The sequence below is a fragment of the Nostoc sp. genome (assembly GCF_036917355.1).
Taxonomy (GTDB): Bacteria; Cyanobacteriota; Cyanobacteriia; order Cyanobacteriales; family Nostocaceae; genus Nostoc.
The window spans coordinates 1-24,672 of record NZ_JBALDP010000091.1; the positions used below are offsets into that span (position 1 = coordinate 1).

Below are 24,672 nucleotides of genomic sequence, written 5' to 3' on the forward strand. Positions count from 1 at the left end.
CGATTTCAATCTCAAAAGGACGGCTCATGAGTATTCAAATTTATCAAGTTTGCTTCCCTCTATTATATGCAGCTTCATATTAAATTGGTATAAAGAATTAAAAGCTGCTGTTATTATTCCTATAACTTCGCTTGGCACGTTTTTGCTGGTACATCAACTCATCTGCCTGCAATATGAGTTTTTCCAATGAAACATCTTCATTGATAACGCAGTCTTGAACTCCAATACTCATTGATAGATGATAACTTCTATCTCGATTCTGATTAAATAAATCAATGTTAGTTTGTAGGCGAACAGTAATTGCATTCGTATGATCTGAACATTTCGGAATGAATACAACAAACTCATCGCCCCCCCATCGGGCAACGATGTCAGAATCTCGATAGGTTTGACTTAGCAAGTCTGCGGCATCTACTATTACCCGATCTCCAACTTCATGCCCAAAGGTATCATTGATTTGCTTTAATCCATCTATATCTATAAATAAGAGACAACAGGGCTTTTGTAGCTGATGGGCTAGTTTTAATTGCTGATCTGCAAATAGAAAAAAGCCTCGTCGATTGTACACTCCGGTTAATTCATCCGTTAGAGATAAGCGCCGAACTTCTGCCTCAACTTTTTGATGCCCTTCTATTTCTTTTTCTAGTGCAGCAGTTCGATTGTAAACTCTTTGTTCTAATTCATTATAAATTTGCACGTTTTCCATTGCGACAGCTGTTGTGTCTGCTAATGCCTGTAATAGCTTTACTTTTTCTTCCGTTGGCTGATGTAAGGTTGCCCAATATGTTCCAATTGCACCGATGGGGTTACACGCTCGGATAGGCACCATTGCCAAACTTTTGACAAAAGTTGGTTGGTAAGCTGCAAATGGAATTCGTTCATCTCCATAAATATCGCTAATCACAACAGGCTGACGGTTTCGCATTGTATGCCCAACAATGCAAATACTCATCGGGAAGCGTTGTCCTTTCCATAAGGGAGCGATCGCATCTTCATCTGCGTAATAACATTGATCTCCATCTCGTAGTACAAAACTAGCCCCATCTGCCCCAGTCAACTCACGCGTAGACTTTCGCACAATCTCCATAATTTGCTCTAGCGTCCGTGCTAGTGACAATGCTTGAACAACCTCAATTAAATGCTCCATCCCCTGAACATAAGACATTTCAGCTTTGACATCATTAGAATCAGAAATGATGACAGGTGAAGCAGAGCTTTGAAAATTCATGCGCTTTCACCAATAAAAAAGATCAAAAATTAGTTGAGACTGCGATCGGCTCGCAATGTCTTCATTCTCAAAAACAAGGCAAACGCATCTTATTTTTATAATGCTTACTGGGCAAAAGGTTTAAGCATTATTTCTTTTTGAAACTAAATTTTAAACCCTTGCTGGGCATGGATTACAGAATTTAAATGCCTTTACTCTGATTCTAAAAAATTTCCCATTTTATTCTATTAGAGATATTACGGATTTCTTTAACAATCTATCTAAAGAAAGATGCAAAAATATCTTGATATGTTAGAGTTACATGATTTTTGCGAATAAAATAGAAAGCTCCTGCTCAGGTATAGATGGATACTAGTACCGCTAGGCAGAATTCAAAATTCAAAATGAATACAGCGTAAGCGTTTCGTTGATTTGGAATGAGTGGTTTATTTACGCCGTGTTGTATTAGGATATTTTGATTGATTTGACACATAAATTCTGAACGTAGTTGTATAGGTTGGGTTGAGGAAGGAAACCCAACATTTTCATAGCTTTCTTGGGTTGCACTTTGCTTCACCCAACCAACAATTTTTCACAAAGCCAAGCGTATTGCGACATAGACGATTTCTATGCCATCTAAAAACTAATGTGGCAGAAAACGCCTCAACTGCGGTTTTTTGAGTTCATCGAACTCACATTAAATTAATCCTCTAAAATCTTGATTTCATCAAGTTGATTAATCACCACATCCGCACCTCGGACATTATCTGGCTTACCTACCCAAGTGATACCAATACAACCTGCGGCTTTCGCATTACGCGCCATTTGCATATCACCAACTGCATCACCCACCATCAAGGTAGCATTCGGTTCAACTCCCAAAGCTTGGCAAGCTTGCAAAAATAGCACTGGATCTGGTTTACTTGGCCCTTCATCTACTCCCATTTCCAACTGGATATAATCACTTAACTGGTGATTGGCTACAAAATTACGTACTTCTTGAGTTGTCGCAGCTGAGAGAATGCCAAGTTTTAGCCCACCCTCCCGCAGGTATTTCAAAATTTCTAGGCTACCTACAAACAGGGGTGAAGGAGTTTGTCCAATGTATTTTTCCGCTTCATCCAAGGCTTGACGGGCTATTTTTAAGCACTCAAACCATCCTCTTCCTGTTTCGGCAATATATGCCGCAGCCGCAACTTCTGTTTCACGGCGGCTTGCTACTGATATTAAACCTGCGGGATCTAGAAGATTGCCATTGATGCCAAATGCCATTAATAGGGGTTCCCCAGTTCCAGGAATTTGAGCATCTATTAATCTTGCTGCTTTTTGTGCTAGCGATCGCAAATACGTTTCTGAATCTTCTAGAGTACCGTTTTTGTCAAACAAAATTGCCTGGATATTATCAAAAGTGATATTTCTACATTTAATGGTTGCCATAATATTTAACTTCTAATTACTTCCAACTCTTCTCTTTCACCGATTCTCCACATAAAAAAAGAGGGAAAAACCCTCTTTATAAAATGATTTAATACTCTTACTTAAAAACAAGTAAAACTATAAAAAATCTATTACTCTTCAATAGCTGCTGGAATTTCCTCTTCAATTTCCGTTGCTGCTGGAATTTCCTCTTCTATTGCCGCAACTACTGGAATATCTTCGTCAAGTTCTGCTGCTGGTGGAATATCTTCGTCAAGTTCTGTTGCTGGTGGAATATCTTCGTCTGCAAGAACTTCCGCAGGTGCTGCCGCAGCACTAGCACCTTGCTGCTTGGCTAATAGCTGTTCGCGATACTTAGCAGCCATTTCTTCCGCCTTATCGTAGACCAAATCCCGGTTCTTAATCATGTCGCCGGGTTCGGGTTCTAGCTGCTTGGTAGATAGGGAAATGCGACCCCTTTCTGCATCCAAGTCGATGATCATAACTTTCACTTCATCATTGACATTGAACACGCTATGAGGTGTATCAATATGTTCGTGAGAAATCTCAGAAATGTGCAGTAGACCACTGACGCCGCCAATGTCGATGAAAGCACCGTAGGGTTTGATACCACGAACTGTACCAATTACTACTTCGCCGACTTCTAAACGGTTCATCTTGCGCTCAACCAGCGCCCGACGATGAGATAGAACCAGACGGTTACGTTCTTCGTCTACCTCTAGGAATTTCAACGGTAGATCCTCACCTACCAATTCTTCTTTAGGTTTGCGGGTACTGATGTGGGAACCTGGGATAAAGCCACGTAATCCCTCAATTCGTACCAATGCTCCACCGCGATTGGTTGCAAATACCCCAGAACGGACAGTAGCATCTTCTGCTTGCAACTGCCGCACGCGTTCCCAAGCCCGCATATATTCAATACGGCGAATGGAAAGGGTTAATTGACCATCTTCGTTTTCATCGGTAAGGATAAAAAATTCGCGCGTTTCGTTTGACTGTAATACTTCTTCCGGGCTATCCACCCGGTTAATAGACATTTCTTGTATAGGTATATATGCTGCGGTTTTAGCACCAATGTCAATCAGAGCGCCGCGCGGCTCTATACTGAAAACTGTTCCTGGGACAACATCGCCAGGGCTAAAATGATAATCGTATTTGTCAAGTAGAGCAGCGAAATCTTCGTGAGTGAATCCAATTTCTGTAGCGGTTAAATTCTGATTGACCATGCTGATTTGTTCCTGGTTCTAGTCTCCGTAAAGGTGGTGCGACAGGCGCGATGCGTTATGTAAGCAGTACTATGGCAGCTTACACAAAACATCCTTTTTCATCCTAGCGCAGAAAAGCTAGCATTAACACATATCTACTCCCAAGATTGGAAATTATATCACAATATAAAAATGATTTGTCATTTACTTAGTAGTGAAAACCAACAAAGGACAAACACAATAATATCCGTTGCCACCATACTTAGTAGCAACGGATATTAAGATTAAATCCGCTTAAAAGTCTGTGGATAGGATCTACTTATCTTTTGGTTTCTCAAAGCGAGGGGGTTCGCGAAATGCGATCGCAAAGAAGAGAGTACCTATACACAGAGTAAAAATCAAGATGTACGCAACGCTTTCCATATTACGATTTCCTCTTTATCCAGCCAGTAATTAAAGTTCTGAGTGCTGAGTGCTAAGTGCTGAGTCAGAGCCTTAACTCTGAACTCAGCACTTCTTTACTCAGCACTGAAATTAAAGGGCTTCTTTCCGGCGGGTTGACTTGTCACCCACTTTCTGGAATAGACCCCACTCAACTTGCTCTTCAAGATCGGCGTCAACACCAGCAAATACGTCTCGGTAGATTGTCCGAGCGCCATGCCAGAGATGACCAAAGAAGAACAGCAGAGCAAATACGGCGTGTCCAAAGGTAAACCAACCTCTAGGACTGGTGCGGAATACACCATCAGAGTTCAAGGTTTCCCGGTCAAATTCAAAGATTTCACCGCCTTGAGCCTTACGAGCGTACTTCTTCACGTCAGCTGGTTCTGTAAAGGTCTGACCATTCAGATTGCCACCGTAGAAACTAACGGTGACACCAGATTGCTCGAAGCTATACTTAGATTCTGCCCGACGGAAGGGAATGTCAGCGCGGACAATTCCATCTGCATCAGTCAAAATCACTGGGAAGGTTTCAAAGAAGTTGGGGAGACGACGTACAGTCAATTCCCGTCCTTCAGAATCTTTGAATACGGCGTGACCTTGCCAAGATTGGGCAATGCCATCACCCTTCACCATTGGCCCTGTACGGAATAGACCGCCTTTCGCGGGGCTATTACCGACGTAATCGTAGAAAGCCAATTTTTCAGGAATCTGCGACCAAGCTTGCTCAAGGGTTGCACCTTCAGCAACGCTAGTTTGGACGCGGCGCTGAATTTCTTGACCGAAGTAGCGTTGATCCCATTGATAGCGGGTAGGGCCAAACAATTCGATGGGTGTGGCGGCGTTACCGTACCACATAGTACCAGCAACAACGAAAGCAGCGAAGAAGACTGCTGCAATACTGCTAGAAAGTACTGTTTCAATGTTCCCCATCCGCAAGGCTTTGTAGAGCCGTTCGGGGGGTCTAACTGTGAGGTGGAATAAGCCTGCAATAATACCAACAACACCAGCGGCAATGTGGTGAGCCGCAATGCCTCCAGGGTTATAGGGGTTAAAACCATCTGGGCCCCATTCTGGTGCTACTGCCTGGGCCGCACCAGTTACACCATAAGCGTCAGAAACCCATATTCCCGGCCCAAATAGTCCGGTGACGTGAAAAGCACCAAATCCAAAACAAAGTAGACCAGATAAGAACAGGTGAATGCCAAACATTTTTGGCAAGTCTAGGGCGGGTTCACCAGTACGGGGATCTCTAAAAAGTTCTAAATCCCAGTAAACCCAGTGCCATACGGCGGCTAAAAATAGCAGACCGGAAAGAACAATATGAGCGGCAGCAACACCTTCAAATGACCAAAAGCCAGGATCGGTTGATGGCCCACCAGTAACGTTCCAACCACCCCAAGATTGAGTAACGCCCAAACGTGACATAAAGGGCAGGACGAACATCCCTTGACGCCACATTGGGTTGAGAACTGGATCGCTAGGATCAAAAACAGCTAGTTCGTAGAGTGCCATCGAACCAGCCCAGCCTGCTACTAAGGCTGTGTGCATTAGGTGTACAGAAATCAGTCGCCCTGGATCATTCAGAACGACTGTATGTACTCGGTACCAGGGTAGTCCCATCGACTACGCTCCTCCTCGATGAGTTAGTTTACAAAGCAATTTTCTTACTGAGGTTATGAGAAACGAAAATCGCCACTCATAAAACTCTCTACTTGTTTTTTGTTATTGCCAGAGCCAGAGTATCACCACCGCTTAGTCTTAATAAATCAGACAGCGTGGGTGCTTTGGCAATGCTTACTCGCTTCGGGAGGTTTACCTATGTTAGGGTAGCCATCTCCAAGCAAAAATGAGAATGTTTTAAAAAGTGTAACTATTGATGGAATTGTTTGCAAGCGTGTAAATTGATGCGATCGCGTAGCATGTCCAAGTTTTTTCGCTACCAAATACCTGTCGGGGATTAAATTTTCTTATCTTTTCTTTACGAGGAGGGTGGGGAGCGGGGGAGCGGGGGAGCAGGGGAGAAGAGAAGTTGTAGTAAGATTTTATCCCCTCTGCCTCTCTGCCCCTCTGCCGCTTGTGCCCCATAGCTACTATCTACTGAACCACCAAGTGGATATTTTGCAGTTGACACTTCGCCTCAGCTGTACCCAGGCGTTCGATTACCTGTTCGGCGCTCATCAGACGCTTGAGTACTACTTGACCGATGGTCTGACTACCAATTACTGGTGTTGTTGGCTTCACTTCCACGGTTAAAACGGCTTCTTCAACTCGATAAAGCCAGAGCAATTCATTTTCTTCGACTAAACAAATATTCATTCGCTGAATATCTGGTTGGCGTCGCCATGCAGTTATTTGCCAGAGTCCATCAGATGCCCAGACTCTTGCAACTGCCCATCCCTCAGATAGAAAGAAATACTTCACGGTCTTAGTCTCACTATTTCGACTTTCAATCTGCTGTTAACAATATCGCGATCGCTTTAGTCGCTGATGTTCAAACACTCTTCTTTTTGACAATACAGCCAATCTTGACGATAAACCGCTCTATCGGGTATCTGTTACCAAGCAGCAACAGGTAAAACCTCAACGTACACTACTTGGGCTAAGGTGAAACCTTACCAAGATCTATTTTTCCAGTAACTATGAATTTAAGACAAATTTAACCAATGTTGAAAATTTTAATTAAATAAAAATTTTTCAATACTTAACAAATCTTAAATATCAAATTCTGTATTTTATCAATGATTTTTTGTAACCAAACAGTGCATAGGCGTAGGCATCGCACAATAGCAATTAACTTAATTATGAAGTTGAGTATCCGCCACAAATTTTTGATTTAGATGGCTACGGAGTATTCCATCGAAACAAAAACTGCTATAAATTGTGAAGATTCAGCATAAGAGTCACAAATGTAGTAAAATTGCTGACCGCTGATATCAAATATATTACTGCCATGACCTGGTTTTCCTTGTCCGTGAAACGGTGGGGTCGGATTACACAATTCCTATCTTTGTTCTGTTTATGTTTATTTTTAGTTGTTAGTTGCGCTCCTCGTCCGCAGTCAACTACGCCGCCATCTGGTTCTGTAAATACCCCTACAGGTGATGGTCGTATTACTATCGGTACAACAGCCAAGCCAAGAACCCTCGATCCGGCTGATGCTTATGAATTAGCATCTTTAGGTTTGGTGTTTAATATGAGCGATCGCCTCTATAATTACGAACCAGGAAGCACCGAAATTAAACCCCAACTAGCTACAGCATTACCCAAAGTCAGTCAAGACGGCTTAACTTATACCATCCCCTTACGTCAGGGAGTAGTTTTTCATGATGGGACTCCCTTCAACGCTCAAGCAATGGCGTTTACCATCCAGCGCTTTATTGAAAATAAAGGCAAACCCTCATTCTTACTAGCTGATATAGTAGATTCGATCAAACCGACAAGCGAGTATGAGTTGACAATCAAGCTGAAAAAGTCCTTTGCAGCTTTTCCCTCACTGCTGGCATTTCCTGGAGTTTGTGCCGTTTCACCAAAAGCTTACGAAGTCGGCGCTGGTAAATTCAAGCCGAATATTTTTGTGGGAACTGGCCCTTACAAATTAGGACAGTATGGTACTGATTCCATCCGATTTGATGTGTTTGATAAATATTGGGGAGAAAAACCAGTTAACAAGGGTGTTAATCTCCAAATTCAAACTAGTCCGGTTAATTTATTTAATGCTTTCCGTACAGGTGCAGTCGATGTAGCTTATCTGTCACTGCAACCAGATCAAAATCGTAGTTTGGAAGAAGGTGGTAAAAAAGGGGATTGGCAAGCGATCGCAGCTGAAGGTAGTGTAGTAAGTTATCTGGTATTAAACCGGAATCAAAAGCCTTTAGATAAATTAGAGGTAAGACAAGCGATCGCATCCATAATTGACCGTCCACTTTTAAATGAGCGAGTGTTACTTGGTCAAGCAGATCCGCTATATAGCATGATTCCCACAACGTTTAAAGTTTCTGTGCCATTATTCAAAGAGAAATATGGCGATGCTAACTTCGATCGAGCTAAAAAATTATTAACTACTGCTGGCTTCTCCAAAGAAAATCCTGCAAAAGTGCAAGTTTGGTATCCTTCTAGTTCACCTACTCGGAGTTTGGCAGCACAGACACTCAAATCGCTTGTGGATGTCAAAATGGATGGAATACTGCAATTTGAAGTTACTCAAGCGGAAGGGCCTGCCTTTTTTAAAGACATTGCCAAAGGTTTGTATCCGGCAGCTTTACTTGATTGGTATCCAGACTTTTTAGATCCAGATAATTACGTCCAGCCATTTTTGTCTTGTGACAAAGGTTCAGTTGCTAAAGGATGCGAAGATGGAGGCAGTCAAACTCAGGGTTCGTTCTACTATAACGAAGCCATAAATAAATTGATTGATGGGCAACGCAAAGAACAAAACCCCGAAGCTCGTCAGAAAATTTTTAACGAAATTCAAACGCAAGTTACTACTGATGTACCTTATGTCCCCTTATGGCAAAACAAAGACTATGTATTTGCCCGAAATGGTGTTAATGGCGTAAAACTTAACCCTACCCAAATTTTGGTTTACCAGACACTTAAAAAGTAGTCATTGGTCACTTGTACTGAGCGTAGTCGAAGTATTAGTCATTAGTAAGGCAATTTCCGTTAATAAATCTACCGCTGCCGTTGGTTTCGACTTCGCTCAACCAACTAAGGGATTGAGAGTTGAGCGTATCGCTAAAGCGAAAGCTCTGCTAACGCTACGCGTTAGCAGAGAAGTCGAAACTCGTCAAGCTGGGTATATTCTGTTGTAAGAAATTACCTAATAACTTTTGACTATTCGATAAAAATTTTCTTGTTCAATATCTATCTGTTTGATAGTTAAAATAGTTCCCAAAAGCGCTTTCTAAATTTTAAAATTTAAATTACTTATGTCTCGTTCTAAAGCTTTACAATATTACATTGTTTCTCGGTTGCTTCTTGCGCCACTTCAGTTATTAACTATCATTACCATTGTATTTCTTTTACTAAGAGCAACACCAGGAGATCCAGCAGATGCAATTCTTGGTGGACGTGCGCCAGAAGCAGCTAAAGAAGAATTGCGAAAACAACTCGGTTTAAACCTTCCCCTGTGGCTACAGTACCTAAATTATTTGGGAAGCATACTGCGCTTTGACTTGGGAACTTCTTTAATGAGTCGCGGACAAAATGTTTGGGACATAATTGGCCAATATTTCCCGGCGACGGTGGAGTTAGCAGTATGTAGTATGGCGGTTGCACTCATCGTCGGAATTGCGGTTGGGACTCTTTCGGCTTCTCGTCCTGGGACATATTTTGATGTCGGCGGGCGCTTATTTGGGATTATCACTTACGCACTTCCCATGTTTTGGGCGGGAATGCTTTTGCAGTTGATTTTCTCAGTCCAATTGGGTTGGTTTCCTAATTCCAACCGCTTTCCGCCCAATTTGCCGGCTCCGAGTACTGTCACTGGATTGTATACAATTGACAGCTTACTTGGTGGAAATTTCACCCAGTTTTTCACATCTTTACACCATCTGGCTCTACCGAGTCTCACACTAGGAATTTTGCTCAGTGGGATTTTTGAGCGAATTGTGCGAGTGAATTTAAAGCAAACCTTGCAAGCAGATTATGTAGAAGCCGCTAGAGCTAGAGGTATTGGTGAAAATAAGATTTTAGCCTCTCACGCTTTAAAAAATGCGCTAATTCCAGTGATTACAGTCTTGGGATTAACTTTTGCTTCTCTGTTGGGTGGGGCGATTTTGACAGAGGTAACATTTTCTTGGCCTGGGTTAGCTAATCGATTGTATCAAGCGATCGCAGATCGCGATTATCCCACAGTCCAGGGAGTATTGGTATTTTTTGGTGCGATCGTTGTGAGTGCCAGCATTTTAATTGATATTTTAAATGCTTATGTAGATCCGCGAATTCGGTATTAGAGGTTCTCTTGTTTTGCTTTAGCTAAACTCGCTGTAAGCCATAAAACTACTACTCGCTTTCGCTTTTAAATAGAAGGCTGAAATTATTGTCCAACATCCAAGTTAAAGTAGAAACTATTGTCAACAATTCTGTTGCTACCAACATACTTGATAATGGGTATGCTGACTTGGTGCTGTCCTGGTTCAAGCTTCCAAGTTTTTTGGAAGTTACCAATATTATGACAAGCAGCATAAATCGGGAAGTTACTAGGAGTGAAAAGTCCATTTTTATAACTCTCAACTCCATGTTTAAATAAATATCCTCTGACTTCTACTTTATTGAGTAGAGTTTGAGATGGTATGCAATAATAGACGTTTGATAATCTTAGAGTATCTCCAGATTTGAGAAATAGGCGATCGCGATTTGTCACTTGCTGAAGTTCGTTGCTATTAACCTGCACTGTAAGATTAGCGACACACACTTTATCAGCAAGAACTTTGTCACATATTGCAGAGGTGGCGGTGACAAAAGGCTTTGGTTCTGAAGCAGATTTTTTATCCCGCTCAATTAATGCAGGCGCTACTGTAGCTAGTATGGCACTGGTAGCAGCGATGAGAGCAAGTACAAGCTGTTGTCTAAAAGTTGCCATTTTTCAAACTCCTCAACTTTTTTTGGTATAACACCATCATCACTTGAGACATAAGCTCTATAGGTAGGCGCTAGTAGGGAGTTTGAGTGATTAAATTGTTGTAAGGGAAAGTAGGCAAATGTAGGTTTGTAGGGTAAAGTATTACACTACTGACTGGTTTTAACTTTGCTCTGCCAATTTGCTTACACCTAATGGACTCACAAAAAGCATTAACATTCATTAATAAGCTACTTACAAACGATAGGCAAGTCTTAAATGACTTAGAACAAAAGCTCTTTTTAGGGATGTGGGAAGGGAAGGAGTATACAGAGATTGTTAATGATGGCTTTTATAGTACACAATATGTGAGAGATGTGGGTGCAAAGTTATGTAAAAAGATTACAAAACATCTCGGCATAACAGTTACAAAAATAAATTTTAAAAATCCAATAATAGTAGGATATCAAAAGTATTTAGAAGAAGCTTCACTTTTCCAAGAACCAATTATAGAACCAACTAATCCACCACTAAAAGATGAATCACACTCAGATCATCTATTGCAGCAAAATCATAATCCTTTTATTCCTCAACGCGGCAGAATAGAAGATCCACAACAGTTTTTTGGCAGGGAACGCGAAATATTACGGGTATTTGAAGTACTTAACAGTAATAGTAGTGTCGCGCTCATAGCAGAAGAAGGAATCGGCAAGTCATCTTTGTTATGGGTGATTTGCCAACAGGCAGAAAATTATTTACAGTTACCACGCGAGCCAGTTTTTTTAGATTTAAATAATGGAGTTCATGATGAAGATGAATTCTACTTTGCTTTGTGCGATAAAATTGGTATCCCTGAAAGCAAAGGCTATAGACTAACTCGCAATTTGCAAAATAAAAAAGTGCTATTAGCTATAGATAATTTAGGAAAATTAATCGAAAACGGCTTTACTCGCCAAGTTAGGGATCAATTGCGCGGTTTAGCTGAAGGGCGTGATGCTTCTTTGCGGTTGATTTTAGCTGCTAGCGAACCTCTGGACAAGCTATTTAACGACAGTCAGGATAATGGCAAAACATCTCCCCTGGCAGGTATTTGCCAAGAGGAAAATATAAAACCTTGGGATGAAATCAGCGCCCGTAATTTTATTAATAGCCGTTTGGCTAAAACTTCAGTGAGTTTTACTGAAGAGGAAATCATCCAACTCATCCAAGAAAGTGGCGGACATCCTCGCAAACTGATGCAATTGTGTTATCAAACTTATTCGCATTATGTAGACAGTTTGCAATGATGGAGATAAGATAATGACCCCTGTACCCCGCTTAGACTTAAAACCCAAGTTAAAGCGTCGCCTGTCTATTTGGAATCCCTTGGATTATCTGCGCCTTTTGTACTGGGTGTTTTTCTTTCCCCAAGCTTTGCGGTGGTATATAAATGAATTCGGGGGTGGTTATATTCCTGAAGAGGAAATGAATTGGCGCAAGGGATGGGAGTTATTGCGAGAAAATGCTATCCAACGTCAATTATTTTTCCAAGGATTAGTTTTAACAGTAGTTACACCTCTGGCTGTGGGTATAATTTTTCAAACTGTAAATGTTCCCGTTGACTGGTTTGGGGTGGCAGTAGGTATAGCGGCAGGTGTGGCGGAATGTGTGATGCTAGGCGTGGCGGGAGGTATAGCAGCAGGTGTGGCGGTAGGTGTGGCGGTAGGCGTGGCAGGAGGTCTAGCCTTGGGCGTGACTTTGGGCGTGGTGGGAGGTGTGGCGTTTGGCGTGGCGAGAGGCGTGGCATTTCTCGTGGCGGCGGGTGTAACGGGAGGCGTGGCGGCAGGCGTGACGAGAGGTATGGTGGGAGGCGTGGCATTGGGCGTGGTTGGGGGTGTGGCTAGAGGTGTGGTGTTTGGTGTGGCATTGGGCGTGGTGGGAGGTGTGGTGGCAGGTATGGTGGCGGGTGTGGTGGCAGGTGTAGTGGTAGGCGTGGCGATAGGTGTGGTAATATTGCGTCCAGAAACCTGGCTTATTGGCTCACCTTTAAACTTACGAATCATCCAAAACGGTAATTGGCTACTCCCCCGCATCACTTCGCTTCCCCTTCCTAATCTTGTTTGGCGCTTGCAAAATTGGTTGCAAAATGACTGGGAAACTGGTTTACATAATATTAATGAACTGCTGGCATATACCCTACAATTCATTCCTGTTATCCAAGCAGTCAATAGAGTACTTGCCAAAATCCCCTCAGAGCAAATTATTTGGAATGTCTCTCAATTGGCGGCAAATCCTTTTGATTGGAATGTAGTACGTTTTACTTCAGCTTCTCTAGATGAAACCCTAAAGTCAAGGTTTATCAAAGATTTCTTCTCCTTCCCTTGGTTATTTTTCTTCCCTCATTCTTGGCGAGAAGGTTTACAGGCTCGTTTTAATATAGACACTCGTTTAGATACTCCTGCCCGTGCTACTGCTGCTGGTTTCTGGCATCTGCATGAATATGAACCAGCCAGAGCAATAGAGGCTTTTGCTGTAGTGCGTTCTCTACTTTACGGTGAGGAAATGTTTACCCTTGCCCAAACTCTAGCGACGTTTGATAAAGCTAAAAAACCAGCCTCTATTGTTGCTATCCAAGTTCCTCTTTTTCCACAGGAACCGCTTTTACGTCCAGTAACTTGGAAAGTTCTTGCTAATTTACGTCAAGTTGTTGAGGATGTCCAGTCTATTGAACGCAGCGTCTCACGTTCAGCCAGGTCTTTAGCTCTGAATCGAGCATTAGGCAAACTGACAAAAATCCTAAATCAAGCCGACACATTACCACAAGCAGAGCAAGGGTTAATAATAGATATCGCTCAAACTTGGCAAAAAAGCCTTTTACAAATTGCTGGTGAAGTGGGAGAAATTTCCATCACCAAGCCTGTGGTTAATCCTTATGTTGTAGGCGACCCCGTTCAAGGTCATCTCTTTGTTGGGCGAGAAGATATCATCAGACAGTTAGAAGAACTCTGGGTGATGGGTAATCAACTCCAGTCTATAGTTCTCTACGGTCACAGGCGCATGGGCAAAACTTCTATTCTGCTTAACGCTGCTAACTGTCTAGGCTCACAAATACAGCTAGCATACGTCAACTTGCTACGTTTGGGAGATAGCCCCCAAGGTGTGGGTGAAGTACTAATGGCAATTTGTGATGAAATTTCTCAAACTGTAAAACTTCGACCACCAGCTGACGCTGATTTACTTAATCTCCCCTACCGGAGTTTTGAACGTTATTTAAAACAGGTGGAAGGAAACCTAGAAGGTGGGTTAATTATCGCCTTAGACGAATTCGAGAAAATTGAAGATTTAATAGAAGCGAACAAAATACCTATCGACTTTATGGGTTTTCTGCGCGGTTTGGTGCAAATGAGTTCTAAAATCGCTTTTGCTTTTGCTGGTTTACACACCTTAGAGGAAATGACAGCAGATTATTTTCAACCCTTCTTTGCCAGCGTCATTCCTATTCATGTAGGCTTTCAAGAACGTGCAGCTACTCGCCAAATTCTCGCTAACCCAGGTAATGAAGACTTCCCCCTCGACTACATCCCGGAAGCTTTAGATGAAATTTATGCTTTGACACATGGTCAACCATATTTAGTGCAACTGCTGGGTTTTCAGCTAGTGCGCGGCTACAACGACTTTGTTTTTGAGCAAGGGCGATCGCGTGACCCAGTTTTCACTGTAGAAGATGTGGAAGCAGTTATCAATGACCCTGAGTTTTTCAAGCGGGGACGCTATTACTTTGATGGGGTTTGGGGTCAGGCGGCGCGGGGTGCTGAGGGTCAACAAGCAATTGTACAAGTACTTGCACCTCACCCAGAAGGCCTAAGTCTGGATGCCTTAGCTCAGTCTACAGGTATGAACGACGCTGATTTACAGGAAGCGCTGAATACTCTGAAGCGTCATGATGTAGTTGAGGAAACTCAGGGAAACTGGCGGATTATGGTAGAACTTTTTCGCCGTTGGGTTTTGCAGCAGTAGAGTAGAGCGATCGCATTTGTTATTTCGGAGTACGCATTTGCTATTTCGGAGTACGCATTTGTTATTTCGGAGTACGCATTTGTTATTTCGGAGTACGCATTTGCTATTTCGGAGTACGCATTTGTTATTTCGGCGATCGCATTTACTATTATTGAAGGCTTATCTTCTTAAACTGCGCGGGTCAAGCGCATCTCTCAGCCCATCACCAAGTAAGTTGAATGCCAGCACTGTGAGAATAATCAGCACAGCCGGCGGCCAAATTAACCAAGGTTGCAACACCAAAATTGAAGCATTGCTAGCCAGAGAAAGCATATTTCCCCAAGAAGGGTCTGGTTGTTGAATACCCAAGCCGATGAGACTCAATATCGCCTCTGCACCAATAAAGCTTGGAATTGCAAGAGTCGCGGAGATAACTACATAACTAGCCGTTTGCGGTAAAACGTGGCGGACGATGATATAAATTGGGTTTCCGCCCATTGCACGCGAAGCTTGAACAAATTCTCTCTCTTTAATTGATAGTACCTGTCCCCGAATCACCCGTGCTAAACCAGCCCAGCTAATCACCGAAGTAATCACCACAATTAGCAAAAAGCGCTGGGTACTACTTAAACCCGCTGGTAAGACTGCACCCAATGTCACCAAAAGATAAATACTGGGGAAAGTCATTAGCACTTCTGCCAAGCGCATAATGATGCTATCAGTTACACCGCCGAAATAGCCGGAAATTCCCCCGATGAGCAAACCGAGGGGATAGGTAATGATAATGCCAAAAATCCCGATAAACATACTGATGCGACCGCCATGCAGCAGGCGACTAAATTGGTCGCGGCCTTGGTCATCAGTGCCGAAAATATTGACTTTTGCACCACTTGTTGTGCCAAATAAATGCCAATTTAAGGGGATACCACCAAAGATTGTGACTTCATCCCACTTCGGCGGTAGTGGCAAACTCATCTGCAACAATCGGTATTCTGCCCCAGAGACAAATAGACGCAAGGGTGAAGGCTTTGTTGAGTCTACAATCAGTTTGCGATCGCCTGTATCTAAATTTGTATCTCCCTGAGTCGTCGGATAAACATAAGGCCCAATAAACTGCCCTGACTGAGAAACCCAGTGTATCTTCGTTGGTGGCAGCAGTGAACCATTAGGCTGTGAAGCATAGGGATCGTAAGGAGCTACGAAATCAGCTGCAATTACTCCTATATAGAAAATTAACAGCAAAATTGCCCCAAATCGTGCCAAAGGATTTTTCTTAAGTCGTCGCCACCAATCCATAGTAGTTAGGAGTTATAAGTTAGGAGTTATGAGTTATTAAGTTTTTATCTTAATTCATAACTCATGATTAATAATTTTCAACTCCTAACTCCTGTACAGACGCGATTAATCGCGTCTCTCCTAGCTCTTAACTGCTAACTGCTCTAAATACCTCTGCTGTTCTTCCTGTTGTTTTTCATGTTCCACAACAAAGACATTTGAGTAAAGATTAGCAAGAATTTGTTTTCCTTGTTGTGTCAATGATAGGTAATGCAGTCCTTCTTGGATATAGGGATATACGCCATTCCAGTAAAACTTAGCGTAGTTATTGCGTAAATCGGCAGGGGTTTTATAGCCCAAAACTTTATTTACACCAGTTTCTTCAAATTCATAAAATAAAGAAGTAATTTTCTTCAGGTAACGCGGGTCGCTTAGTTGACCAATCAAATCAGCAGCACGCACTAATCCTGCAAAGCACTTTGTATCTTGATGATCCTCTGCCGCAGGCACGGGAAATCTAGTCAATTCAATATTGCTCTTAATTGCCTCAGCATCGATTAACTTGTGACCTCCAAACCGCTCATCAATAAACAGCTTGGCTCTATCAACATGATACGGCGTCAGACTGGCATCAGAAGCGCCAGCAGCCACAGAAATCATTCTGCCATTTTTACCTGTGGAATATAAGTTTGCTGTTTCTCGGTCTTGTCGGCAAACTCCCTTAACATAGCCAATATCATGACTGACTAAAGAAATAATACAATGCAACCAGTCTTCACTAGAAACACCGCCTTCCCTGATGTGTTTGCCACGTAAAATTTCTTGTCCCACCAGGGTGACTAAGACAGTGTGTTCAACATTGTGGTAAAGGGCATCGCTATTGGCAATATTTTCCAAAGCCATGTTACCTGCCCAGGCGATAATGTCCTGATAATCATTTTTAAAGCAGCCATAAGTGCGGCGGTAGCCGTCTCGAATTTCATTTACGAAGGCATCAATTAAAATTTCAGTGGCATTGAACATATCTCGTTACTCTGGTAAATACCAATTTTTTATTGATTTGATTTTAAAATTCCATAATCAAGGCCACCCTTGCTGGAATTTCAGGCAATGGAGTTTGCTCCTTTGTAACTCACCTGTACCTATAGCCGCTAGCTTTATTTATGCCTCGATATATGGCTTCCTAGCAAGACAAAGGCTTTAGAGAAATGATTGATTACGTATAAAAAATAATTTCCTAGTCTACCAAGGTACATAAATACTTTCGATTCTAATTAGATAAATCTTGATCGGCTATATTAGTTTTTCATATCTAAGCATTGGTTGACAGTGATCTCAATACAGATGGTGTGTGACATAGAGTAGCTCTATGAGATGAGAGAATTTTTTGTATCATAATATCTACATAAAATTTATTATCACTTTTTGGTAGTAATTTCTCTTAGTTAAAAAGTTATATTATATACTAGATCAGATAAAAGACATTCACTATGAAATACGCCATAGTTGATATTGAAGTAAATAAACTTCAAGTTTTCTTAAGAAAATACCAAGGTTTGGTATGTATAAACAGCAAGTAGAGGTGAAACTGTGAGCGATGAAAGTCTTTCAGAAGTTGAGGTGGAAGAAGCTATAACCTCTGAAGATAGGAATTTTTTAAGCAAATCAGATCAAAAGCAAACCAGGGCATGGTTGAAGCCATTATTCTTGGGTACTGGTTTAGGAATTGCGATCGCCTTGGTTGGGATGATTGTATTAAATCGTTTTCCATCCCGTCAACAAAGTGCGATAGCGGATAAAAAAGTTAACCCAGCGATGACTGTCACCATCGCCACAGTAGAAACCGCTCGTGTTGTCCGTACCCTTAAAACGACTGGGACTGTAGCCGCAAGTGATTTAATTCCGGTGCTACCGCAAACAAACGGTTTACAAATTAAAAGCATTCCCGCAAACGTCAAAGAAGGAGCTTTTGTCAAACAAGGTCAAGTGTTGGCGGTGTTAGATGGTTCCATACTGCAAAACCAAATTAGCCAAGCAAAAGCAGATGTGGAATCGAAACAAGCAGATGTGGCATCCAAACAAGCAGATGTGGCATCCAAGCAGGCAGATTTGGTATCAAATAAAGCAATAGTCCAGCAAAGACAAGCCGATTTAGCTCAAGCCAAGGCGAGGTTGGAGGAAGCAGCCAAAAATTATCAGCGCTATCAACAACTCGCTGACTCTGGGACGATTAGCAAACAAGAACTTGATACTCGTTCCTACAATGTGAAAACTGCCATAGAAGTTGTAAACCTGTCCCAAGAAAATATACGTAGTGCCCAGGCTAATATCGGCAGTGCCCAAGCCAATATTAAGAACGCTCAAGCGATCGTCAACAAAGCCAAAGCCGATGTCAAAAGCAGTGCTGCTAAAGTGCAACAACTGCAAACTCAATTGGGACAAACTGTGGTACGTGCGCCGGTTTCAGGAGTAATTGCCGAGAAGCTGGCTAGAGTCGGTGATGTCACTGGCGTACCGCCGCAAACCCAGGTGGGGACGGTGATTGGTGGCACACAAAAGCTATTTTCGATTATCCGAGATGAAAAGTTAGAACTTCAGGCGAAAGTGCCCGAAACTCAACTAACTCAGGTGAAAATTGGCGCATCGGTGCAAATTACTTCTGATGTCGATCGCCGGGTGCGATCGCAGGGACGAGTCAGAGATATACAACCACAGCTGAACGATCAAAGACGGGAAGCAACAGTGAAAATTGACTTGCCGCCAACGACTTTACTTAAACCAGGAATGTTTGCTAGTGCTGCAATTACTACTGACTCAGGGATGAAAATGGTAGTGCCACAAAAAGCAGTGCAGTTACAAGCTGACGCAAGTGTAATTGTATTCATCTTATCGGGTGAAAATACAGTCCGTAGCCAGAAAGTCGAGTTAGGAGATCCTGGCAATAACGATACAGTGGAAATCAAGAGTGGGTTACAGTTAGGCGATCGCGTTGTCGTTGATGGTGCAGGCTATCTCAAAGATGGCGATGGAGTTCGAGTTGCAAGTTGAAGCAGAAGTCAGAATTTTGAATCCAATCAGTGGGCGATTCAGCGGGAAGTCGAGCAGTCACTTGATAAGGCAGTCCTGACAAGATTTCTCGACTTGAGCGAATTGGTGTGTTATCAAGCTTGAGTATTAAAGTTTTCTGAATTCTGGATTCTGAATTCTGGATTTTTACCCTGAGATGTCGAATCCCAAATTGTTCGACTGAGCGTAGCCGAAGTCCCAAATCCCAAATCTAAAATTTCCCAATGTCTTTTAATATCTCAGCCTGGTCGATTAAAAAACCTGTTCCCACGATAGTTTTATTTTTAATTTTGACAGTTGTCGGTTGGTTCTCCTTCATATCCTTGGGGATTGATACTAACCCAAATATTGATGTGCCAACAGTTTCGATCAAAGTCACCCAACCGGGTGCAGGCCCAGCAGAATTAGAATCCCAAGTGACGAAAAAAATTGAAGATGCTGTGGCGGGGTTGGGTAATATCGATTTTATGATTTCCACTGTCAGCGATGGGAACTCTAAGACGACAATCAATTTTGTTTTGGGTACAGATAGCGATCGCGCCACCAATGATGTTAGAAATGCGATCGCTCAAATTCGCCAAGATTTACCCCAAGATATTAACGACCCCATTGTGGAACGCCTAGAATTTTCCGGCGGCCCGGTGATTACCTACGCAGTTAAATCAGATCGGCGTTCTGTAGAAGAGTTAAGCAATCTTGTAGACCAAACTATTAGCCGTGCCTTGTTGGGAGTTCGTGGTGTAGCACAAATTCAGCGCGTGGGTGGTGTTGACCGAGAAATTCGCATTAATCTTAATCCAGACCGCTTACAAGCTTTAGCGATTACTGCCACTCAGGTAAACGACCAAATCCGCGCTTTGAACATTAACTTACCTGGTGGACGTGCCGAAGTTGGTGGTAGCGAACAAAGTATCCGTACTTTAGGAAGTGCCGTCAGTGTGGATATTTTGAAAACCTACGAAATCGTTTTACCACAAGGTGGTTCTGTACCGTTATCTAGCCTGGGAACTGTAGAAGATAAATTTGGTGACGTGCGTCAAGCCGCTCGTTTGAATAATCAACCCGTAGTAGCTTTTCAAGTCTTGCGTAGTACTGGCAGCGTCCTGGTGACTGTGGAAGAAGGAGTGAAAGCAGCAGTCAAACAACTGGAAAAAACTCTTCCCCCAGATGTCAAGTTAGATTTAATTTTTACTAGAGCCGATATTGTCCGCCAATCTTACCAAAGCACCATTGATGAATTGATTCAAGCTTCGGTGCTGGCGGTCATCGTTATTTTAGTGTTTTTGCGGGACTGGCGAGCAACATTAATTACCGCTGTTGCCTTGCCCCTATCAATAATTCCTACCTTCGCAGTGCAGCAAGCCCTTGGTTACACCCTCAACAACATGACTTTGTTGGCATTAGCCTTGGCGGTGGGCAACTTGGTAGATGATGCCGTTGTGGAAATTGAAAATATGGAACGGCATATCGCTATGGGTAAGTCAGCTTGGGAAGCGGCTTTTGAGTCTTCCGACGAAGTAGGGTTAGCGGTAATCGCCAGTTCAGCGACAATTATTGCAGTGTTTCTGCCTGTTGCCTTTATGGGTGGGATTCCGGGGCAATTTTTTCAACCATTTGGTGTTACCGTTGCCGTTTCCACAATTTTCTCAACTCTTGTCGCGCGAATGGTTACGCCGATGATGGGGGCGTATCTTTTAAAGGAGAAGGAGGGGCACACTTCGACTACGCTCAGTGACCGAAGGGCAGAGGGGCAGAGGGGAGTAATAAAAATTTTTAATTTTAAATTTATACTTCCAGGTGGCGGGAACGGAAGTAGAAAACTTGGAGATGAAAAGCGTCAAGGCTTTCAACCTTATAGATCGCTTTTACAGTGGGCGTTACGCCATAGATTGACAACAATGGCGATCGCTTTAGCTTTCTTCATTGCCAGTGCGATGCTGGTTCCCTTAATTCCCAAGGGTTTTGTTGATGATGGTGACTTCGGAATTTCTAACGTATCTATAGAATTACCTCCTGGTTCCACTTTGTCAGACGTTAACAAGGTAGTCACGCAAGCGACTGATATCATCCGCCAAAATCCAGTAGTTGAACGTGTACTAGCAACAGAAGAGATCAATTCTGCCAGCCTTGCGATTAATCTCAAACCCAGAGAAAAACGAAATATTTCCCAAAAACAGTTTGAAGAACAAGTGCGTCCTAACTTTGAGCAAATACCAGGAGCGAGAATTAGTTTTCAAAGTCAGTCGCCGGGTGACAGTCGTAAAGGTTTATCAATTGTCCTCAGAAGTGAAAATCCCGAAGCGTTGAATCAAGCTGCTGATGCCTTAGAAAAGCAGATGCGATCGCTACCTGGATTAGTAGAAGTGGCTTCGACTGCAAGTTTGGTAAAACCAGAGATTTTGGTAATTCCTAACCCGCAACGGGCAGCAGATTTGGGGGTGACAGTGCAAGCGATCGCTCGGACTGCTTCCCTTGCCACCATCGGCGATAATGAGGCGAACTTAGCGAAATTTAATTTAAGCGATCGCCAAATCCCCATTCGCGTGCAAATCGATCCGCAAGCGCGTGCCGACATTAACACAATCACAAATCTGCAAGTTCCCAGTCAAAATGGTAGATTGGTTCCCCTCATAGCAGTGGCAGATATCCGCTTTGGTAGCGGCCCTGCTACCATCAACCGCTACGATCGTGCTCGTCAAGTAGCTGTAGAAGCGAATTTGCAAGGGCTTTCTTTAGGAGAGGCAGTCCAGACAATCAACAAACTACCTGCAATGCAAAACTTACCGCCAGGAGTAGTACAGCAATCATCAGGCAGCGCCAAAATTATGCAAGACATTTTTGGTCGCTTTGGCGGTGCATTAGGGCTGGCATTAATGTGTATCTATGCAATTCTGGTGCTGCTGTATAACAACTTTCTCCATCCATTATCGATTATGGCAGCCTTACCCTTTTGTTTAGGCGGCGCATTGGTAGCGTTAATGGTTGCTCAAAAACCCTTGGGAATATATGCCCTCATTGGGATTGTGTTGCTGTTGGGGATTGTCACCAAAAACTCGATTCTGTTAGTAGACTATACAATCATCAACATGCAAGAAGGCAAAACCCAACGTCAGGCACTCATAGAATCAGGTGTGTCACGTCTGCGACCGATTTTAATGACTTCTTTTGCAACGATCGCCGGTATTCTCCCTTTAGCATTGGGAATTGGCGCTGGTTCTGAAGTTCGCCAACCAATGGGAATTGCCATTATGGGCGGTTTTACAACTTCTACTCTGTTGACACTGGTGGTAGTGCCAGTGATATTTAGCTACATTGACAACCTCCAAACTTGGATTATGGATACAATACGCGATGGCTTTGGTAAGAAACCATCGCGTTAATAATTAATTGTAGAGACGGCGATTTATCGCGTCTTCTTAACCAAATCGTATTGCTTCCTTACAGCGTAAGTTTTACCCCACCCTAACCCTCCCCGTATCGTAAAGGGGAGGGAACTAGATTCTCTTATTTCCCCCCTTTCCAAGGGGGGATTAAGGGGGGTAATTCGACTTATGTGTACACCAGAGAAGTTAATTTCCCTACTCTCCCTTCCTTAAATACTGTGCGATCGCATTTACCAGTGGGAATCATAACAAACAGATTCACCACAGTAAATAACCAATGGCTTACCAAAACATTACAGGCTCCCTTACCCCAGCAGATATCCAAGAAATTAAAGCAGCCTTTGCGACTATCCAAGCAAAGTTGCCTTTTCTGGTGACTCTGAGTGTAGAAGAACGACGCAAGTTATTTAAGATGGGCGATAAAAGCCTAGCTTTTGTCAACACTAGCCTGACTGCCGCCCAATCTAACCGAGAAATTCTCCCAGCCAGCTTTGATGTAGATGAGTTTGTGCGGGATTATCAACTAGCCGCCACTCTCAGCGAACTTCTGATTGGACTGCGACAACTGACAGAACAAGTAGATGATACCTTAATGGCTGTCGGTAGTGAGACAATGAGCAGCAGTTTGACAGTTTACGATTACGTCAAGACTGCTGCTAAGAAAACTCCAGGGTTAAAAACTATTGCCGAACAGTTAGGGGAACGGTTTAAAGCTATTAAAAGTAAACCTGCTAAAACTGCTTCTGGTTCATAGGCAAATATTGCCATTCGGTTTATAGCCGTTTTCGCTTGCGTCAAATACAAGCATTCGTAGGGGCACAGCATGCTGTGCCCCTACTGTGTATCGTGGTGTAGTGCATTCAAATAATAAGTGCTGTAGTCTTTGAACTTCGCAAATGAGTAGTTAAACCTCATTAATGAGTCTTTGATACTCGTAGACGAGTCTTTAATACTCGCGGGAGAGTCTTTAATACTCGTGGACAAGTCTTTAATACTCGCGGGAGAGTCTTTAATACTCGTGGACGAGTCTTTGATACTCGTGGACGAGTCTTTAATACTCGCGGGAGAGTCTTTAATACTCGCGGGAGAGTCTTTAATACTCGTGGACGAGTCTTTAATACTCGTCGGCGAGTCTTTGATACTCATAAGCAAAGATCAACATCAAGTCTGTTCTCTTACTTTGCGTCCTTGGTGTTCTTCTCTAACGAGACGCTGCGCGATGGCGGTTCGTTTCTTGATTTTCTTATTCCTATCTGAACGCACCATAATAGTAAATTTCAAAATTTGGGAAGCTCCCACAATAAAAACTCAAATAAAATCTGACCTTCTAAATCAGGAATTAAGAATTGCAAGCTTGGTATTATACCGATAGCCGCGTGTAATCTGCCACCTTGCCCTGATTTATGCCCACAACTCCCCGCCACACTAACAAGCTTTCCGTCTTTTTCCTTTTCTGTTTCACCCTACTCCTAACTCTCTTCCTCTCTCTACCTTGGGTAAACGCCAAAGAAACCCCCAAACCCAAACCCCACGATTGGCAGATTAACGGTATATTAGCAGCCCTTGATGATGGACACGACCAAGTTAAAGGATATGCTCTCAAGCAATTAGTTGAATATGATCTCAAAGATTTAAAATCCCTGGTGAAAAAACCAGAGGATATTGCCGAGAAAGCTGCCAAAATCCTCAAGGATGAAAAGGCGGACGCCTCCGTTCGTTATGGTGCGGCATCGGCATTGGGCAACTTGGGAGACGCCGCAGCCAAGTATGTCCCTGACATCCTCAATATCCTCAAAGATGAAAAGGTGGACGCCTCCGTTCGTAGTAGTGCGGCATCGGCATTGGGCAACTTGGGAGACGCCGCAGCCAAGTATGTCCCTGACATCCTCAATATCCTCAAGGATGAAAAGGTGGACGCCTCCGTTCGTAGTAGTGCGGCATCGGCATTGGGCAACTTGGGAGACGCCGCAGCCAAGTATGTCCCTGACATCGCTAATATCCTCAAGGATGAAAAGGTGGACGCCTCCGTTCGTAGAAGTGCGGCATCGGCATTGGGCAACTTGGGAGACACCGCAGCCAAGTATGTCCCTGACATCGCTAATATCCTCAAGGATGAAAAGG

Annotated in this window: 17 protein-coding genes; 8 read left to right on the forward strand and 9 right to left on the reverse strand. The window is 43.0% G+C overall.

Annotation, left to right across the window (positions count from 1 at the left end; all coding sequences use genetic code 11):
- Window positions 1–97 precede the first annotated feature (97 nt).
- The 6 genes from V7K53_RS27995 to V7K53_RS28020 all read right to left on the reverse strand — a co-directional run bounded on the left by V7K53_RS27995 (window position 98) and on the right by V7K53_RS28020 (window position 6,714).
- Window positions 98–1,228, reverse strand: coding sequence for a sensor domain-containing diguanylate cyclase (locus V7K53_RS27995; RefSeq protein WP_335200741.1), 1,131 nt, complete (start codon window positions 1,226–1,228; stop codon window positions 98–100).
- 681 nt (window positions 1,229–1,909) lie between these two features.
- A complete protein-coding gene (locus V7K53_RS28000) occupies window positions 1,910–2,644 on the reverse strand; it encodes an HAD family hydrolase (protein ID WP_335200742.1) in 735 nt (244 codons plus the stop codon).
- 131 nt (window positions 2,645–2,775) lie between these two features.
- Entirely contained in the window at window positions 2,776–3,870 is a 1,095-nt protein-coding gene (locus V7K53_RS28005; RefSeq protein ID WP_334999775.1) for a 30S ribosomal protein S1, read from the reverse strand.
- A gap of 294 nt (window positions 3,871–4,164) precedes the next feature.
- Entirely contained in the window at window positions 4,165–4,272 is a 108-nt protein-coding gene (locus V7K53_RS28010) for a photosystem II reaction center protein T (protein WP_084227385.1), read from the reverse strand.
- Between the two features lie 111 nt (window positions 4,273–4,383).
- Window positions 4,384–5,913 (reverse strand): photosystem II chlorophyll-binding protein CP47, encoded by a 1,530-nt coding sequence (gene psbB / locus V7K53_RS28015; RefSeq protein ID WP_335200743.1) that lies wholly within the window; start codon window positions 5,911–5,913, stop codon window positions 4,384–4,386.
- A gap of 474 nt (window positions 5,914–6,387) precedes the next feature.
- Entirely contained in the window at window positions 6,388–6,714 is a 327-nt protein-coding gene (locus V7K53_RS28020) for a hypothetical protein (RefSeq protein ID WP_289795423.1), read from the reverse strand.
- Between the two features lie 529 nt (window positions 6,715–7,243).
- Here V7K53_RS28020 and V7K53_RS28025 point away from each other — a divergent pair.
- Window positions 7,244–8,896, forward strand: a complete 1,653-nt coding sequence (locus V7K53_RS28025; protein ID WP_335200744.1) for an ABC transporter substrate-binding protein — start codon at window positions 7,244–7,246, stop codon at window positions 8,894–8,896.
- 325 nt (window positions 8,897–9,221) lie between these two features.
- On the forward strand, window positions 9,222–10,247 hold the full coding sequence (locus tag V7K53_RS28030; RefSeq protein ID WP_335200745.1) for an ABC transporter permease: 1,026 nt from the start codon (window positions 9,222–9,224) through the stop codon (window positions 10,245–10,247).
- Between the two features lie 83 nt (window positions 10,248–10,330).
- Here V7K53_RS28030 and V7K53_RS28035 read toward each other — a convergent pair whose 3' ends face one another.
- On the reverse strand, window positions 10,331–10,876 hold the full coding sequence (locus tag V7K53_RS28035) for a hypothetical protein (RefSeq protein ID WP_335200746.1): 546 nt from the start codon (window positions 10,874–10,876) through the stop codon (window positions 10,331–10,333).
- 191 nt (window positions 10,877–11,067) lie between these two features.
- Here V7K53_RS28035 and V7K53_RS28040 point away from each other — a divergent pair, with 191 nt between their 5' ends.
- Together V7K53_RS28040 and V7K53_RS28045 are read left to right on the forward strand one after the other, a co-directional pair.
- Window positions 11,068–12,138, forward strand: coding sequence for an nSTAND1 domain-containing NTPase (locus V7K53_RS28040; RefSeq protein WP_335200747.1), 1,071 nt, complete (start codon window positions 11,068–11,070; stop codon window positions 12,136–12,138).
- 13 nt (window positions 12,139–12,151) lie between these two features.
- The gene (locus V7K53_RS28045) at window positions 12,152–14,848 is read left to right on the forward strand and encodes an AAA family ATPase (RefSeq protein ID WP_335200748.1); all 2,697 of its coding nucleotides are present in this window, start codon (window positions 12,152–12,154) and stop codon (window positions 14,846–14,848) included.
- Between the two features lie 159 nt (window positions 14,849–15,007).
- Here the strand turns inward: V7K53_RS28045 and V7K53_RS28050 are convergent, their stop codons facing one another.
- Window positions 15,008–16,123, reverse strand: coding sequence for an ABC transporter permease (locus tag V7K53_RS28050; RefSeq protein WP_335200749.1), 1,116 nt, complete (start codon window positions 16,121–16,123; stop codon window positions 15,008–15,010).
- A gap of 120 nt (window positions 16,124–16,243) precedes the next feature.
- Complete coding sequence (locus V7K53_RS28055) at window positions 16,244–17,125, reverse strand: Npun_R2479 family HD domain-containing metalloprotein (protein WP_335050348.1); 882 nt, start codon at window positions 17,123–17,125, stop codon at window positions 16,244–16,246.
- A 567-nt stretch (window positions 17,126–17,692) separates the two neighbouring features.
- On the opposite strand from V7K53_RS28055, the gene V7K53_RS28060 reads away from it, so the two are divergent.
- From V7K53_RS28060 to V7K53_RS28075, 4 genes are all read left to right on the forward strand, one after another.
- A complete protein-coding gene (locus V7K53_RS28060; RefSeq protein ID WP_335200750.1) occupies window positions 17,693–19,150 on the forward strand; it encodes an efflux RND transporter periplasmic adaptor subunit in 1,458 nt (485 codons plus the stop codon).
- Between the two features lie 242 nt (window positions 19,151–19,392).
- Window positions 19,393–22,548 carry an efflux RND transporter permease subunit gene (locus V7K53_RS28065; RefSeq protein ID WP_335200751.1) on the forward strand — a complete coding sequence of 1,052 codons (3,156 nt, stop codon included), beginning with the start codon at window positions 19,393–19,395 and terminating at the stop codon, window positions 22,546–22,548.
- Window positions 22,549–22,828: 280 nt separating this feature from the next.
- The gene (locus tag V7K53_RS28070; protein ID WP_335200752.1) at window positions 22,829–23,305 is read left to right on the forward strand and encodes a hypothetical protein; all 477 of its coding nucleotides are present in this window, start codon (window positions 22,829–22,831) and stop codon (window positions 23,303–23,305) included.
- A 649-nt stretch (window positions 23,306–23,954) separates the two neighbouring features.
- Window positions 23,955–24,672: HEAT repeat domain-containing protein (locus V7K53_RS28075; RefSeq protein ID WP_335200753.1), on the forward strand; the 718-nt coding region annotated here is incomplete at its 3' end.